This window comes from Chryseobacterium sp. SIMBA_038 (assembly GCF_046535115.1).
Lineage (GTDB): Bacteria > Bacteroidota > Bacteroidia > Flavobacteriales > Weeksellaceae > Chryseobacterium.
Genome location: NZ_JAWRXH010000001.1, coordinates 1,197,630 through 1,213,076, shown reverse-complemented (window position 1 = coordinate 1,213,076; position 15,447 = coordinate 1,197,630). Strand labels below are relative to the sequence as shown.

The 15,447-nt window shown below is 33.4% G+C and carries 20 protein-coding genes; 11 read left to right on the top strand and 9 right to left on the bottom strand.

Translation table 11 applies throughout. The features are described 5' to 3' along the window. Nucleotides 1-654: 654 nt before the first annotated feature. The gene (locus tag SB689_RS05515; protein WP_410691161.1) at nt 655-1,548 is read right to left on the bottom strand and encodes a cation diffusion facilitator family transporter; all 894 of its coding nucleotides are present in this window, start codon (nt 1,546-1,548) and stop codon (nt 655-657) included. 52 nt (nt 1,549-1,600) lie between these two features. Continuing rightward, entirely contained in the window at nt 1,601-1,984 is a 384-nt protein-coding gene (locus SB689_RS05510; protein ID WP_410691160.1) for a winged helix-turn-helix transcriptional regulator, read from the bottom strand. A 106-nt stretch (nt 1,985-2,090) separates the two neighbouring features. Here SB689_RS05510 and SB689_RS05505 point away from each other — a divergent pair, with 106 nt between their 5' ends. From SB689_RS05505 to SB689_RS05495, 3 genes are all read left to right on the top strand, one after another. Then, the gene (locus SB689_RS05505; RefSeq protein ID WP_410691159.1) at nt 2,091-2,720 is read left to right on the top strand and encodes a nitroreductase family protein; all 630 of its coding nucleotides are present in this window, start codon (nt 2,091-2,093) and stop codon (nt 2,718-2,720) included. 224 nt (nt 2,721-2,944) lie between these two features. Beyond that, nucleotides 2,945-3,556 (top strand): hypothetical protein, encoded by a 612-nt coding sequence (locus SB689_RS05500; RefSeq protein ID WP_410691158.1) that lies wholly within the window; start codon nt 2,945-2,947, stop codon nt 3,554-3,556. A 96-nt stretch (nt 3,557-3,652) separates the two neighbouring features. After that, complete coding sequence (locus SB689_RS05495) at nt 3,653-4,339, top strand: hypothetical protein (RefSeq protein ID WP_410691157.1); 687 nt, start codon at nt 3,653-3,655, stop codon at nt 4,337-4,339. Between the two features lie 8 nt (nt 4,340-4,347). Here the strand turns inward: SB689_RS05495 and SB689_RS05490 are convergent, their stop codons facing one another. Continuing rightward, the gene (locus SB689_RS05490) at nt 4,348-4,677 is read right to left on the bottom strand and encodes a DUF4157 domain-containing protein (protein WP_410691156.1); all 330 of its coding nucleotides are present in this window, start codon (nt 4,675-4,677) and stop codon (nt 4,348-4,350) included. A gap of 340 nt (nt 4,678-5,017) precedes the next feature. On the opposite strand from SB689_RS05490, the gene SB689_RS05485 reads away from it, so the two are divergent. From SB689_RS05485 to SB689_RS05475, 3 genes are read left to right on the top strand one after another with little or no spacing between them, the layout of a single operon-like run. Further along, nucleotides 5,018-5,995 (top strand): aldo/keto reductase, encoded by a 978-nt coding sequence (locus SB689_RS05485; protein WP_410691155.1) that lies wholly within the window; start codon nt 5,018-5,020, stop codon nt 5,993-5,995. A 12-nt stretch (nt 5,996-6,007) separates the two neighbouring features. Beyond that, on the top strand, nt 6,008-6,745 hold the full coding sequence (locus SB689_RS05480) for an SDR family oxidoreductase (protein WP_410691154.1): 738 nt from the start codon (nt 6,008-6,010) through the stop codon (nt 6,743-6,745). Nucleotides 6,746-6,763: 18 nt separating this feature from the next. After that, nucleotides 6,764-7,678, top strand: coding sequence for a helix-turn-helix domain-containing protein (locus tag SB689_RS05475; RefSeq protein ID WP_410691153.1), 915 nt, complete (start codon nt 6,764-6,766; stop codon nt 7,676-7,678). Nucleotides 7,679-7,876: 198 nt separating this feature from the next. On the opposite strand, the gene SB689_RS05470 is transcribed toward SB689_RS05475, so the two are convergent. Then, the gene (locus SB689_RS05470; RefSeq protein ID WP_123983211.1) at nt 7,877-8,080 is read right to left on the bottom strand and encodes a hypothetical protein; all 204 of its coding nucleotides are present in this window, start codon (nt 8,078-8,080) and stop codon (nt 7,877-7,879) included. Between the two features lie 463 nt (nt 8,081-8,543). Between SB689_RS05470 and SB689_RS05465 the strand changes: the two genes are divergently transcribed. Together SB689_RS05465 and SB689_RS05460 are read left to right on the top strand one after the other, a co-directional pair. Continuing rightward, nucleotides 8,544-8,708, top strand: a complete 165-nt coding sequence (locus SB689_RS05465) for a bacteriocin-like protein (protein ID WP_410691152.1) — start codon at nt 8,544-8,546, stop codon at nt 8,706-8,708. Between the two features lie 331 nt (nt 8,709-9,039). Further along, nucleotides 9,040-9,192 (top strand): hypothetical protein, encoded by a 153-nt coding sequence (locus SB689_RS05460; RefSeq protein WP_410691151.1) that lies wholly within the window; start codon nt 9,040-9,042, stop codon nt 9,190-9,192. A 57-nt stretch (nt 9,193-9,249) separates the two neighbouring features. On the opposite strand, the gene SB689_RS05455 is transcribed toward SB689_RS05460, so the two are convergent. From SB689_RS05455 to SB689_RS05440, 4 genes are all read right to left on the bottom strand, one after another. Beyond that, nucleotides 9,250-9,426 carry a hypothetical protein gene (locus SB689_RS05455; protein ID WP_410691150.1) on the bottom strand — a complete coding sequence of 59 codons (177 nt, stop codon included), beginning with the start codon at nt 9,424-9,426 and terminating at the stop codon, nt 9,250-9,252. Nucleotides 9,427-9,719: 293 nt separating this feature from the next. After that, complete coding sequence (locus SB689_RS05450) at nt 9,720-10,268, bottom strand: hypothetical protein (protein ID WP_410691149.1); 549 nt, start codon at nt 10,266-10,268, stop codon at nt 9,720-9,722. Between the two features lie 2 nt (nt 10,269-10,270). After that, nucleotides 10,271-10,651 carry a hypothetical protein gene (locus SB689_RS05445; RefSeq protein WP_410691148.1) on the bottom strand — a complete coding sequence of 127 codons (381 nt, stop codon included), beginning with the start codon at nt 10,649-10,651 and terminating at the stop codon, nt 10,271-10,273. Nucleotides 10,652-10,886: 235 nt separating this feature from the next. Beyond that, complete coding sequence (locus tag SB689_RS05440; RefSeq protein ID WP_410691147.1) at nt 10,887-11,012, bottom strand: LuxR C-terminal-related transcriptional regulator; 126 nt, start codon at nt 11,010-11,012, stop codon at nt 10,887-10,889. A 213-nt stretch (nt 11,013-11,225) separates the two neighbouring features. On the opposite strand from SB689_RS05440, the gene SB689_RS05435 reads away from it, so the two are divergent. After that, nucleotides 11,226-11,561, top strand: a complete 336-nt coding sequence (locus tag SB689_RS05435; RefSeq protein WP_410691146.1) for an RNA-binding domain-containing protein — start codon at nt 11,226-11,228, stop codon at nt 11,559-11,561. Between the two features lie 19 nt (nt 11,562-11,580). Here SB689_RS05435 and SB689_RS05430 read toward each other — a convergent pair whose 3' ends face one another. Beyond that, nucleotides 11,581-13,536: a hypothetical protein gene (locus SB689_RS05430; RefSeq protein ID WP_410691145.1), complete on the bottom strand. Its 1,956-nt coding sequence runs from the start codon at nt 13,534-13,536 to the stop codon at nt 11,581-11,583. An 874-nt stretch (nt 13,537-14,410) separates the two neighbouring features. Between SB689_RS05430 and SB689_RS05425 the strand changes: the two genes are divergently transcribed. Both SB689_RS05425 and SB689_RS05420 read left to right on the top strand, forming a co-directional pair. After that, nucleotides 14,411-14,761 (top strand): DUF1016 N-terminal domain-containing protein, encoded by a 351-nt coding sequence (locus SB689_RS05425; RefSeq protein WP_410691291.1) that lies wholly within the window; start codon nt 14,411-14,413, stop codon nt 14,759-14,761. Between the two features lie 389 nt (nt 14,762-15,150). Next, nucleotides 15,151-15,375 (top strand): hypothetical protein, encoded by a 225-nt coding sequence (locus SB689_RS05420; RefSeq protein ID WP_410691144.1) that lies wholly within the window; start codon nt 15,151-15,153, stop codon nt 15,373-15,375. The last annotated feature ends 72 nt before the right edge of the window (nt 15,376-15,447 follow it).

Here is a 15,447-nt window from a genome sequence, read left to right as displayed (position 1 = left end):
TGTATTATAAAATTGTTGTATTTACTGATAAATTATTTTTGGCTATTGCCATTACGGGATTGATAATTACGTCAAAACTGTAATAAATCGATTTGTGAACAAGAAATGATGTTGGTATTTTTTAGAATCTTGAAATATTCAAGATGAAATGGTACTGCACCTGTTAAATTGATGACAAAATTAGCGGCTGTAAAAGCGAAGACTGATAGGGAATTGTAAGTTCAAAAATTTCAGAAGAAGCGTCGGCAGGAGCCTGATTATTTTACAAATGTACACATAATTTATTGAAAACAAGCGATTTTCTAGTTTTTATTTTTTGCTGATACTAGTTAACGTAAATATAATAAGTAAAAATGGATAACTAAATCAATAGTATGACCTCTGTCTGGTTTTTTTGAATACCAAAAATGAAATATAGGACAGTATCTTAAAAGAAATTGATTTTAATTGTTAGTACTATATTGAATAGAGTCTTTTATGGCATGATTTTAACTTTTATTATAATGTTCACTTGAATATAAAAACGAAATAATGATTGATTTTTTACATTATAAAAAATTGTGACCGATACCGTCTGACTAAAATTTGTCCTTTTCTCTGAAGCGGATCGAAACCAACATCCTAATGTGGTTGTAGCAGGTTTTCGATTATAATTTATTCAGGCTGAATAATAACAAACCTTACCAATGGAAACTCATTTTTTATATGCCCTCGAATTCGCTGTATGGCTTCGGTGATCTCTTCCGTATCCAGGTGGTCTTCAAAATCGATAATAAGCATCAATACAACTTCCTCTGGTGACTGGTAAGTTGACAGTATATTTTTTGTTCTGACAACAGCAACATCTTTCTCCGCAAGATTTGCGATCTTTTCTCTTGTTTCAGGAGTTATGCCTTCTCCCATCAATAAGCTTCGACTTTCCCTCGCCAGGATAAAAGAAACAAATACCAGTATGAGTCCTACAATAACCGATGCAAGACCGTCCAATTCCGGAATCTGAAATGAATGGCTGATCCCCATCAATACCATCACAACGATTAATCCAGCTACTGCCGCACCGTCTTCGAAAACAACGAGAAAGCTTGCGGGATCCTTACTTTTGATGATCGCATCCCACCATTTCATACCATTACGGGTCTTGTTAAATTCTTTGACGGCGATAAATAGGGAAGTTCCTTCGAAAATTAAAGAGAGTACCAAAACAGTATAGTTCCAGAACGGATCTTTCATCACTTCAGGTTCTATGATGTGAGAAATTCCCTGGTAAATAGACAAGGCTCCACCTAGGCCAAATATTAAGATAGAAACGACAAAAGACCAGAAATAGAGTTCCTTGCCATATCCGAAGGGATGAGATTCATCCGCTGCTTTCTTACTTCTTTTCAACCCATATAAAAGCAACAGCTGGTTGGTGGTATCAACAGTTGAGTGGATTCCCTCAGAGATCATGGAAGAACTGTTGGTAAATGCTCCGGCAATAAACTTTGTTAAGGCAATCAACAGGTTGGCTGCAAGTGCACTGTAAATTGATTTATGATTGTTGGCCATTTATTATGAGTGTAGGTAGAAGATTATTTTAATAGTTCGGCGTGTGTAAAAATCATTTTACAATTTGCTTTTCAGTTTTGGACTTCATACCGGAAATAATACGTTGTCTATGAATAAATCCCCAGTCTGCAATCGTATTGGTCAATTGTTTAAGTGATTTTCCATAGTCGGTAATCTGGTATTCGACAGCAACAGGTGCTGTGTTCAGTACATGACGGTTGATCAATTCATTGGTCTCCAGGTCTTTCAACTCACGGCTGAGCATCTTTCCGGAAATACCTTTTACCTCTTTCAGCAATTCAGAATACCTCATCGGCTTATAACATAAGCATGCAATGATGGACATTTTCCATTTTCCGTTTAAAATTTCCATTGTATCACTGATTGCCAATATTTTTTGGCTGCAATCTTTTACCAAATCAAATTCCTGTTCCATACCGTTCACTTGGTTACCTGTTTGTCACTATAACTTTTTGTCACTTAGTTACAAAGATACACATTGAAAATATAACTTTGCCAATCTAATTTATAAACAACAAAAAATGGATCTAATCAAAAATTTACAATGGCGGTATGCGGTTAAGAAATACTCAGAGGAAGCAGTTAGCGAAGATAAAATCGACCGGATTATCGAAGCCGTCAATCTAACTGCGTCATCCTGTGGAATACAGCCTTACCGATTGTTTGTCATTACCAATCCGGAGGTAAAAGAAAGATTAGGAGAAGGTTCATTCAATGCACAGATCCACGCTTCTTCCCATTTATTGGTTTTTGCAGGATTCAATGAAATAACCACTGATTACATCACAGAATATGTTGTGATGATCGAACAACAACGAGATTTGGAAAAAGGAGGTTTGAAGATACTGAAAGATACGTTGATAGATTATTTCTCTACTCAGACGCCCGAACAAAATACAATCTGGTCGGACAAACAAGCGTATATCGGTTTGGGAACAGCTTTGATTGCGGCGGCAGAACTTAAAGTGGATGCAACACCTATGGAAGGGTTTGATCCGAAATTGTTTGATGGAGTGTTAGGCCTTTCGGAAAAAGGTCTTCATGCCTCCGTCATCATGTCATTGGGCTATCGGGATGCTACTAATGATTTTCTGGCATCGGCTCCAAAAGCCAGATTGCCGATCAATGAATTTTCTACCAAAATCAATTAGTAAATTACAAGTGGGATGATTTAATATTTAAAGTCTTATCGGTAAACTATTACTTTTTGATTGTTACAAAAACTTCTTACGCTACTTTTCAGAATACGAGAGTACCAAAATAATTCTTTTGTGGTATAAAAAATGAGTTAAATTAGCCTCAATGCAATGATGGAGATTGCGGTTGTTGATTATTTACATAGATTCACCAATCAAAGCCCAACTTTAAAGAATAAATGAGAAAAAGAAATTACATTATTATAGGAGTTTTGTCGCTGATCGCTATATTAGTGATAGGAGGACTCATCGTACTTGATGGATTGAGCAGTATGGGAAATCCCAATGGAAGCAGGGCACCTGATTATCCTTATTTTATTACCACTGTGCCTGTAACTGTCAAAAATATAGGAGTGCCCAAAGGGACAAAACTGACTTATGAAGAACATTTTTTTAAGGAAGGCAGACAGGAAAAAATAATGAATGAAAAAAAACTCACCGGTATAGAGTTGCCAAAAGGAAAGACGATCGACTGGGGTGGAGTGCCCGTATACATGATTACAAAATTTTCCAATCCTGAAATGAAAGGATTTACTGTTAATGCAGATTTTGGTCAATTAAGTGAATACAAAAAAACTAAGTTTTCAGAGATGTGGCAAAGTTGTAGTGGGGAATTAGGTGTTTTGGTCAATGACGCGGATGACTGGACTTTTAACCCAAAAAATATTGCTGATATTTCAGATTGCAGTGTGGCCTATCAACGTTTTTTTAAGGAAGATGCAGAACAACAAAGATTTCTTGATAAACTTGTCAGTGAGATTAAAAAAAAGGATCAAAATCAAATGAAGTAATAACTATTGATCTGTACTCAATTATTATTTTAGTTTCATTCCTGAAAGAATTATTTTAAGAGCCTAGTCGCTATATCAAACCAAATTAAATATATAATGAAAAGTATCCTCATTTTAATTTTTTTTCCTCTGCTGATGTTTTGCCAGACCAATAATTTTGACCTTGGTCAATTATCCTTTCCGATAGACATATCGGCCATAGAGAAAAAATATGAACTGGATAAAAACAGTGATCTGTCAGGTGTTATTGTTTATAATAGTACTGATGCGGCATTGCTGCAATTCTCAGGGTATTCCTTTTCAGGAACTCTTAACAAACAGGAAACCTCCATATTATCTAATAATTATGTGTCTTTCTACGAGAACAGGACATCAAATAAGGTGAATGCCTACAGGCTGGAAATAAAAACGACTAAAAAATCAGAGGAATTTGAGAAGTTGTTGCAAAATAAATTAGGGAAAACTGATTTTTATTACAGGGATGCGGAATTTTCGTACAGGGTTTGGAATGCCGGGAATAAGCTTTATCTGTTCGAGACCAACAATACAGGAAAATACAATAATGAAAAATTCAAATCCTGTAGTTTATATGTTGTAGCTGCCGGAGATCAATTGCTGAACGACTATTTTATTTCAGGAGGCTTTCAATATTACGGAGACTACCTTCGGGAGAAAAACAAGTCTGAGCATAAAGGAAAAAAATACACCTACAGAAATTTTGTGGACGAAAAAGAAAAAGATGATGGCAAGGATTCATTTTACCTGAACGATTATGTGAAATAAGCGCATACCTATTGACTGCTTTTATTGGTATCAGATTTCATTTGCAATGCTTTTGTTCCCATTATATTGGCCTCATTTTCTAATTTTTGGCCATCGTTGATATTTACCTCAATTTCTGAAGGTGAAGTAGGTTTTATTCTCTCTTCCTTTTTTTGTACAATATGCCACGCTTCATGAGGCAGGTGTTTCTGCTGGTCGGGATCAAGATGAATGTTCGTGCCCTCGGCGTATGCATGTGATTGTAGCTGGGCGGGAGCAGAACTATTGTTGTGTACTTTTACGTCATCCAGAGAATGACCGCAGAGAATTTCTATCCCTGATTTTAAATTATCAGGCAAACCGGTAGTTTTTTTTTCATTTGAATCGGATGTAAACCTATTTTCATCACTATAAATATAGAAAGAACATTTTATTTAATTCAAATAAATAGAACCAATTAGAGTTTTTCTGAATATTAAGATCTGATAACTATTCAAAAACTTCAAGATACAGTCGTTAACCTCCGTCATTGTTGCAAGATAATTTACAGTAGATTGATGATGAGAGCTTTTTTAGTATTTAAAACGTTTGAAAATTGAACTACAACAATTACCAATTGAGCTACTTTTTATAGAGTAGCAATCCAGAATTTTGTACTTGAGATTAAATTCAGGTTTAGAAACAATTTAAAAAAGAATTATGCAAAAGAGAAAATTAGGAAATAACGGATTAGAAGTTTCCGCATTAGGCTTTGGCTGTATGGGCTTAAACTTTTTAGACGGTAAAGGTCTTGATAAAAAAGAGGCTATCACACTACTACATAACGCAGTTGAAAGAGGTGTCACATTTTTTGATACTGCAGAAGCTTACGGACCTTACACCAACGAAGAGCTTGTTGGCGAAGGATTACAACCTTATAGAAAAGACGTTGTAATCGCTACAAAATTTGGTTGTAAAGATGCCAGCCCGGCAGTAGGTTTAGACAGCAGGCCCGAAACGATCAGAGCAGTAACCGAAGCATCTTTAAAAAGATTAAAGACAGATTATATAGATTTGTTGTATCAACACAGAGTTGACCCCAATGTTCCTATAGAAGATGTTGCAGGAACCGTAAAAGACCTAATACAAGAGGGCAAAGTAAAATATTTCGGTTTGTCGGAAGCAAGTGCTACAACGATTCAAAAAGCACATTCAGTTCAATCTGTATCAGCATTGCAAAGCGAATACTCTTTGTTTTGGCGTGAGCCGGAAAATGAAATCATATCAACTTTAGAAGAGTTAGGAATTGGTTTCGTTCCGTTCAGTCCTTTGGGCAAAGGCTTCCTCACAGGTATCATCAATAAAAAACTAGAGGATGTCGACCGCAGAAATGTGATTCCTCGTTTCACCGAAGAAAATATAAAGGCCAATTTTATTTTAGTGGAGGCGCTTTCTGAAATTGCTCAACAAAAAAATATGACCACCGGACAATTAGCATTGGCTTGGCTTTTAGCCCAAAAGCCTTGGATAGTACCCATCCCCGGGACTACAAAATTACATCGTTTAGAAGAAAATATTGGAAGTACAAATATTGTATTAACAGCCGGGGAATTGGCAAAAATTGACTCAACAGTGAATGGGATTACCCTTGTGGGCGACCGCTACCCTGAATTTTTGGAAAAACAGATAGACAAATAAAAACGAACAACAATGCAGAATATTAAAGGGAAAGTTGTCGCTATTACAGGTGCCAGCAGTGGAATGGGTAAAGCTATTGCCACAGAATTAGCGAAAAACGGTGCAAAAGTTGTTTTGGGTGCAAGACGAGAAGAACAATTGCAACAACTTGTTGAAGAAGTAAAAAGTACAGGTGGCATTGCCATCTGTACTAAAATCGATGTGAAGAATAAAGCTGATCTATTTAGATTGGTCAATACGGCGGTTGAACAATATGGAAAATTAGATGTCATTGTGAACAATGCAGGGGTCAGTCAGTTAAGCCGCATTGATGAATTGGATATTGACGGTTGGGAAGAAATGATCGACATTAACCTCAAAGGTGTTTTGTATGGAATGGCGGCAGCGATTCCAATTTTTAAAAAACAACAGTCCGGACATATCGTCAATATCATTTCAACTTCTGGAATAAAGATTGTTCCCATGCAGGGCATTTATGCCGGAACTAAAAATGCGGTAAGAACTATCGCAGAAGCATTTAGACAGGAATCAGACGGAGCGATCAGGATCACAGGAATTTCGCCAGGTGTTGTAAAAACCGGCTTTGCTGAAAATATAAAAAATCAGGAAATGAAAACCATCATCAAGAATAATATGGAAAATTTGGCCATTAGCCCAGATGCCATAGCTAATGCCGTCCTTTATGCAATAAGCCAACCTGACGATGTTGAAGTTGGTGATATTGTGATTCGTCCGTCAAAACAAAATTGATTACATTCGTAAACGAAAATGCAACAACAATCTCACATAGATCACATTAAAAGTATCTCGCAATTGGTGCGGGTGTTAGGATTTCCTGCGCCATTGCATCCATTGATTGCATTGGTTGATTACAATAATGTTTCGATTGAAATGTTTCCAAAAGGACAAAAAGTAAGTCTTGATTTTTATAAAATTTCCTTTAAGCCTACCTTCACAGGACATATAAAATACGGACAAGGCTATTACGATTTTGAAGAAGGTGGATTGGCATTTCTGAAGCCAAAACAAATTGTTTTTCCACCGGAAGAGATAGAAAGCTATGAAGGGATTGCGCTATATTTTCATCCGGATTTTATCCGGAATTATACATTAGGAAAAGCAATCAATCAATTCGGATTTTTCTCTTATGATGTTTCTGAAGCCTTATTTTTATCAGCAAAGGAAAAAGAAATCATCGCTAATTTATTTGCTACAATAGCCAATGAATTAGCCAATAATATTGATAGTTTCAGTCAGGATGTTTTGGTGTCGCAAATAGAATTGCTGTTGAATTACAGCAATCGTTTTTACAACAGGCAATTTTTGACGAGAAAAGCTATCAATCACGATATCATAACAACTTTGGATAACCTTTTAAACAGCTATTTTGAAGAAAAAAATAGTCTGAAAAACGGTTTGCCATCCGTGAAATACATCAGTACAGAATTAAAGCTTTCACAGCGTTATTTGAGTGATATGCTGACTTCATTAACAGGACTAAACACCCAGCAGTACATTCAGAATTCGATCATAGAAAAAGCCAAAGAAAAATTATCAACGACAACTCTTTCCATTTCAGAAATTGCTTATGAATTGGGCTTTGAACATTCACAATCTTTCAGCAAACTTTTCAAGACCAAAACAAAAGTTTCGCCGTTGAAGTTCAGGAAGTCGTTTAATTAGAATATCATTATTTGGTGGTCTTCATTTTCATATTTTATCAGATTCTTGAATAGAGAACTGATTGCTTCAATAAACAAATCTGTAATTGGGTTTTAGACAATGCAGTGCTGTATGATAAACCTATTTTGAACATGAAAGGAAAATTGAGTTTGGGGTTAAGATATAGAATAAAAAATCCCTCTCAATGAGGGATCTTTGTTAGTTGACTTTAATGTCACAATATCTGCTTGTACAATAGCTTCCTGTTTGATGATAGCAGCAAATGTAATCGTTATTGGGACAATGCGATCCTCCACAAGCTGGTCCTGTTGGATCTGTCGGCTCTAAACCTACGCCAGTACTACCGCCTACACCGCCCGCTGCAAAAGTTGATTTTAATTTTTCTCTTGTTAATTTTTTCATAGTAATTGTTCTTAATTCGATTTGAAAGATAAAAATAATTCCTAAATAAATGATTTAATATAAAATAAAACTAAAATATAGTAGATAATATAGAATTAAATATTTTAAAGTTAAATTTTGTCCAAGAAATATTAAATAGAAAAGACAAGATGGTGATAATGAATTTGTTGTGGGAGTTTTTGGCGGAATTCTAAGTGGTCCTGTTGGAGTTGTCTTTGGTGCTGCAGGTGCATCAATAGATTTTTTTTATTGTTTAAAAAAAATATTTGGGATTATTATATAAGTTTTCTTCAGCTGTTATAGAGTAGAAAATAAAGAAAATAAGTTTAGTTAAAAATTAATTTCATAAACGATTTTAATTCTGTAAAATATTTAATAAATTAAATTTCATGATATAAATGTTTTACTAACTTAGAGTATGTAAAAATTAGAAAATTTTATATTTAAACCAAATTCTATTATTATGAAAAATTTAAAAATTCTGTCAAGAAAAGAACTGAAAGCAATTGAAGGAGCGGCATCTATTTCAAAATGTCTTCCCGGGAATTACTATTGTCCTGAAGCTGAAGTATGTGTCCCAATTAATGCAGAATGCTATATTATAGTACCAGATATACCAGTAGAATAATAATTAAATTTTAAAAAAGTTCTTCATCACTTCTCTTAAATAATTTTACATTTGCGACACATTTAGAATCTCAAAGAAACGATATGATGGATATCATAAGTTATGGAACTTATGTCAAAGTCTTTGTATTAAATCAAAGAGCGGAGAGGTTGCTTCCACTAAAAGCAGTTTGGCAAGATTTCGATTTATGGTAAATTTACCTCTACATTTCGTAAGAAATTTTATCATAACCATAAGTACTCGGCTACGAAGTTTACAACCATGCCAAGCTCCAGAACGTCGGTAATAGACTTAATAAATCTCAAAAAAGGATAAATATGAATTTATTTATATGGAACATGGCGAGTTAGCTGCTATGAAAGGTTCTTATCCTCCATTTGTTGCTGAAAATGATTTTGCAATAAGTGCTAATGAAATTATTATTTATCTGCCTGGCTTTTTATCGAATAATCCATATTATCAAAACGCAAACCTACTTCTATAGGACAAAGTTTAAATATTGGTATTATTAATTTGAATATTCAATTGATTATTATTCGCATCATATTTTGTCTAACAGCCAGTTGTGAAAAAGATATGTATTTGTCTGTACACCAGTAGATAACCAGGCTCCTGCCGTAGGTGTGCCGTTATTGGTAATATTAAAATAATTACCATCTATTTCTCTATGAATCACACGGGAAGTGCGGGTACCCCAAACACTGTAATGCCGAATCATCAGATGAAATCTTTGAGACAAAGAAATTAGTGTTATAAATATTTATCCCAAACTAAAAACCCTGCTCATTCGGAGTGATTAAGTGGTCATAATAAACCCGTCGAAGGAACAGAAGAAATATTACCCGTTTGCACACCCATCTAAAACTATAATGGTATTAGCTTCAAACAATCTGCCCATCGTTCCGTTTACCCCACCTAAATTCTTGCCCCCAATCCCTTTGGTAGTTAAAGTTTGGACAGTACAGAGTACTGCCGCAAACAAAAGCAAATATTTTACACTTTGCATGTATTCTATTTTACGAAAACCCAATAATCACCACCCATGGTGAAAGCCTCACCTTTAAAATCATAATTATTACCATTTAAAGTACCAGATCCCGTGACAACAGAGGCATTATTTGATATGCATGAAGATACAAAACCGACAGAACCAGTTAAAGGAGATGTTGCACTATAATTGCTTGAATCATTTAGTTCAAAGTCTATACGATCCCAAACAGTATCCATAACTTGAACATCATATTCATTGACTGGGGTATAAATCGAATTATTAGTAACATTTGTCCATCCATCAATGGTATTTGGGTACGGAAAATGTGGGGTATTAGTCATCATATCACTATACTTCACACAAACCACCTCATTTCCTTGTGCTATATGTGCTGCAGGAGCATTACTTTTGTAACTGTCACAATTATTAATATCTACAGTGTTCAGTGTATAATATAGATCTAATCCATACGAATGATAATTAACAATATGAAGATTTCCAGTACTATTCTGAGCAAATAAAGAAGAGCCAAAAGCAAGCCCTAATATAAATAATGCTATCTTTTTCATAATTATTGGTTTTTAAGGTTATTATTGATATTGTTTAGTTTTTCATTATATATTTTCACAGCCCAGACTAATATTTTGTCTCGGTCTCCCTGTGTTTCTTTTCTAATCTTACTCTCTGTTGCTCCTGTAGATTTTATAAGCCCCAAAGCAGATGGAATAAGGAGGTCTTTTCTCCTGTTGTTCAACTCAGAAGAATTTCCTCTTTGCATTTTTTCTTCAGGGGTTTCTTTGTTTTCAGAATTTCCAAGGCTCTTTATAGCCTTTTCGAAGTTTACCACATCTGGAGATTTTCCAGCTTCGTAAGAAACTATGGCAAGTTGCTCATTGTTGCAAGATGCCAAAAAAGCCAAAATAAGGCTTCCCATAATAAATGATTTTTTCATTGTTATTATTTTGGTGATTAGTAATTCAATAAAAGTAGAAAATTAACTTTAAGTACGCAATTATTTTTTATTTTAACTTATAGATGTGTGATATATTTAGAATAAAATTATATAATGAATAATTAATATTTTTTAAGTTTCCAAAAAAAATCAACAAGTCATTGGTGATTGTTTTTAATTAAATTTAGAATTAGAAGATTTGTAGCAATCCCTTTTTTTTATAGTTTAAATCTATTCAAGCTAAGATGGAGTTCCTAAATCCTTCGCTTAACTCTTCGATATCCTTTTTACTATTGAGCTCAGTTTTCCTATAAATGTTCGAAAGATGTGTTGAAAGAGTTTTCTCAGAAATATTAAGCATATCGATGATATTGAGCCTTATGCAAAATAAGCATACTATTTATTTGGAAAAGATATTGCAGAACATTTAAGATCATATGAAGGCAAAAGTTATGACTAGAATTTTAATTGGGTTCCTGACTATGAACTTGCAAAACCTTTTAATAAATATCTATGTTTTGAAAAAACTAAATAATTAAAATGATCTCAAAAAAATATTTAAACGACACATCGAATGACATTAAATGAGCTGAAAGATCAAATAAATCAAACTATTGAAAATCTAAAAGATCACGGAATTTTTCCTAAAGAAAATAATCTTTATGATTATAAAGCTGAATTAAACTTTTTTGGACTTTCAGATCCTATAGATATTTTTATGCGAAATTTCGCAAAAGACATTTTAGCATATTGTAATGGAAATGGTGGTATTATAATACTTGGAATTAGGGAAGATAAAACAAAAGGAACTTTTGATGATATTGGTTTAGACAAAAATAATATTGATTTACTAAATAAAATCGATGTAAAAAAGACAGAAGTCATAATTGCTTCTGTCTTAAAATACTAGAATATTGAGATTATCTTCATTAATTTACTGCAGTTGCGTAAATTGCATTTTCTGACCAATTACCTCCTAATCCAATTATTGTAGTTGTATTAGATGGATTTCCTGATAAATTTGTACTACCCACAATATATCTATATGTTTTATTTCCCGCTGATGTATTATTAATATAAATGCTTCCTGTCTTTACATCATTTATTGTTGTACCACCACCGTTTCCTGCATTTCCTGTCACCATAAAGCTCATCATTGTAGGTCTGATTACATCTGAGGATTGTGTACCTGTAGCGCCAATAGCTAAATTTTCATCTGAAAATGTACTTCTTACAAACATGCCATTTCCTAATGCCAAAGGACCATTAATTCTTATTAGCTGAGTTATATTGACAACCCATTTTCCTGGTGGAAGCGTGATATAATTTCCTGTATACTTCATAAGAGAATTATTTTCAAAATTAATATTTATACCACCTGTGATTGTTCCAGTAACAACGTTTGATGATGCTCTCTGCCATGTGGCAGTGCCTAAACCATCTGTAGAAGTAAGAACCATACCTGCAGTAGGTGTTCCATTTTCTAGTCTTACAGTACCTACGGTGTGAAAATTTGTGGCAGGTGTCGTTGTACCTATACCAACTCTTCCATTTTTATTTAAAGTTATTAATGCATCACCTGTAGCATTAGCTCCTGCGAAAAATTGCAATACATTGGCGGCGTTCCCAAATCCATAAAAGTCATCACCCGCAGTACTATTCCATAGAGCTAATTTTTTTCCATTTCCTGAACCTAAATCTAATAAGTTTTTAGGTACTGTTGTTCCAATTCCAATTCTATTATTTACCGCATCAACTGAAAATGTACTTCCATCTATTGCAAAATGGCTTGTGCCTGTAGTTGCTGTACTTGTAAATGCCAAATTATTAGTTGCCTGGGCAACTATTCTTGTTGCATTAGTTCCTGTAATAGTCCCGTTAGCTGCGTATATACTTGTATCCACAATTCCCGCTGCAGGTGCTTGCCAAGTTGCTACCCCATTTGCATCTGAAGTTAGAATTCTACCTGCCGCTTGAGAGCCATTTTCAATTTTCAAAGAACCATTCACATGTAGTCTGTTTGTAGGTGTAGTAGTACCAATACCAACATTTCCTGACTCATCAATTTTAATTCTCTCAGCCCCTGAAGTATTTAATGATAAATCTGTTAACAGTGTAGTACCATTTCCTTTATATGTTGATAGTATTCCAGAGCCTCCCGTGAAAGCAAAAGTATTGTTTGCTCTTGGAGTGAAATATAATCCTCCGATTTGCTCATTGTTTACTAGGTTAGTAGGTGAAGCTGCTGTACCGTTTGAAGATGTCAAATAAAAAGCTGGATTTTTAGAATCTCCAAATCCTTTGAAGTAGAAATCATTTCCTGCAGCACTACCTTCTCCATCAGAAACAATTTCAAATTTCCCTGCAGGAGTTGCTGTACCAACACCAATTCTTTTATTCAGTGCATCTGCTGATAAAACTGTACCTGCATTTGTACCTGTTCTATTTATTGAGAGTACATTTCTTACAGTCCCATTAAAAGTTAATGTATTAGCCCCTTGTGTTACCACACGGTTATCTGCAAGAGAACCATCTTTATTGTAGATATTAGTGTCATTATCGACGCTCGTTCTAGAGTTCAATTTTACCCAGTTAGTTCCGTCAAAATAGTAATAGCCTACGTTATCTATATTTACTGCTTTTCCTGTTTGCGAACCGTTAGCAATACTGTTTACATAAATTAAAGTAGATGTTGTAATTCCAGTCATATTAAATGCCCTTAAACGGTCAATCCTTGGAATCAATAAGCCCTCTGCTGTTGTTCCTGTTATATTTTTTGCTGTAATATCAAATGTAGCATTTGGATTGGGAGTGTTTACACCTACTTGTGCAATTACGAAACTAGAAAATGTTATCATTGATAACAGTAAAATGTTTTTTTTCATTTTTTTTAGCCTTAGTGTTAGTGAATTTTTTACTGCGTTTTAAGAATTTTTTCCATTAAAAAAAGAGATAACTCTTCTTTTAATATCGATAATAATTCTACGACAAATTTATAGCCAAAAGCTTAAAAAGCATCTACTGCAATTACACTCTTTATTTGTAATAATCTTTAAATCAATATATTAATTAAATACATACAGTTGGTATGCAGTAGCTGTTTTACTCTCAAATAATAAGATGAAAAACACTAGAGAATAAATAAATCTAATTTTAGATATATGAAAATGTATTTTACTTTCATAATCATTAATATTATAAATTGTTATATTATCCCCTAGAAAAAATAATTTTCAGTTCAATAAAGTTTAGAGATGAATATTTACTTGTTTTGTTGTAGTAAGTAAAAATGCAGTAGATGCTTTTTAAGCTTTTGGTTATTTTAGTTTTAAATTTGGACAAGGGCTTTTTAAAACAAGATATAAGTTTTATTTTTCTCCCTATTAGTGTTGATAGGAGCTTTGGATTTATTTTGAAAGCTCCTATTTTTAATGTGTTTTTATACAATTTATTGTTTTACTTAACTAATAGTTTCGGTGGAATTAAATATTCTGCTCCAAAAATACGTTTCATATTGACATAAGTAAATACAATATTATTGGTATCCTCTCTATTATATAACAATTGAATGATGTTATTGTTAGCCCAACAGGAAATCTTGGAATAGGCACAACATTCCCTTCTTTTATATGTATTTGAAAAAAATGGACAAAACCTGAAAAATGATCTTTGAGGTTAGCTAACTTACCTACAGTAAATTTTGTCATTTTGGTAAATGATAGAAAATACACCAGAATTTAATCAAGACCTTACAGTTCTATTGCAAAGATTATTGTTGATGCCAAAGACCAAGTTTATAGAAACAGTAATACTATATTGCTGAAAATGTATTGGGAAATTGGACAGCTTATTATTGAGGATGAACAAAATGGTGAACTTCGTGCAAAGTATGGTAAATCAGTCTTGAAGAATCTTGCTAATCATCTATCAGTAGAATTTGGAAAGGGATTTAATGATCGAAATCTTAATAATATGCGAAGCTTTTTCATCGCATTTCCAATTTGGAACGCAATGCGTACCGAATTAAGCTGGACTCACTACCGAATTATTAGTAGAATTGAAAATACTGAACACAGAATACAGAATACAGTATATAGAACATTCTATTGAAGGAAACTTTAATACTAGGACACTTCAAAGAAACATTGACAGCAAGTATTTAGGTAAATTATTAAGATTTTCGGAAGCAGAAACAAAGAAATATCTAATTATATTAAAGACCCCTATATATTTGAATTTTTAGGACTTCCTCCAAACATATCACAAACTGAAACTCAAATAGAATCAGCTTTAATTACGCACCTTCATCAATTTTTAATGGAATTATTCGCAAGTAAATACAGAACATATCTTCCTGATGAAAAAGGACTGAAAAATTTAATAGAGGCAGACAGAGCGAAATTTGAACTGGACAATTAGAACTGATAAAATACTCAAAATCCATAACCTCTTAAAATTTCAAAAAACGATAAAAAATTTAGAAAACTAAATACTATTATATGAAAACACCAATACAAAACTTACTTTTCTTAGCTAGAAACTTTAATCCAAACAGAGTAATGTTATTACCTTTTTTAATGGATAATAATTTGAAATTTCAAAATGATGAAAAGGATTTTATTAAGAAAGTATATAAAGATGCATTGAAAGATAATGATCTAAATGATGCTCAAAAAGAAATAAAAGCAGAGCTGTACTATAACGATAATTTTAGTATTCTTTAATCTCACAAAGCGATATTTTTACTATAGATGAATAAATGATAGAATCTATATTTGTTACTTTATCATTTCGTA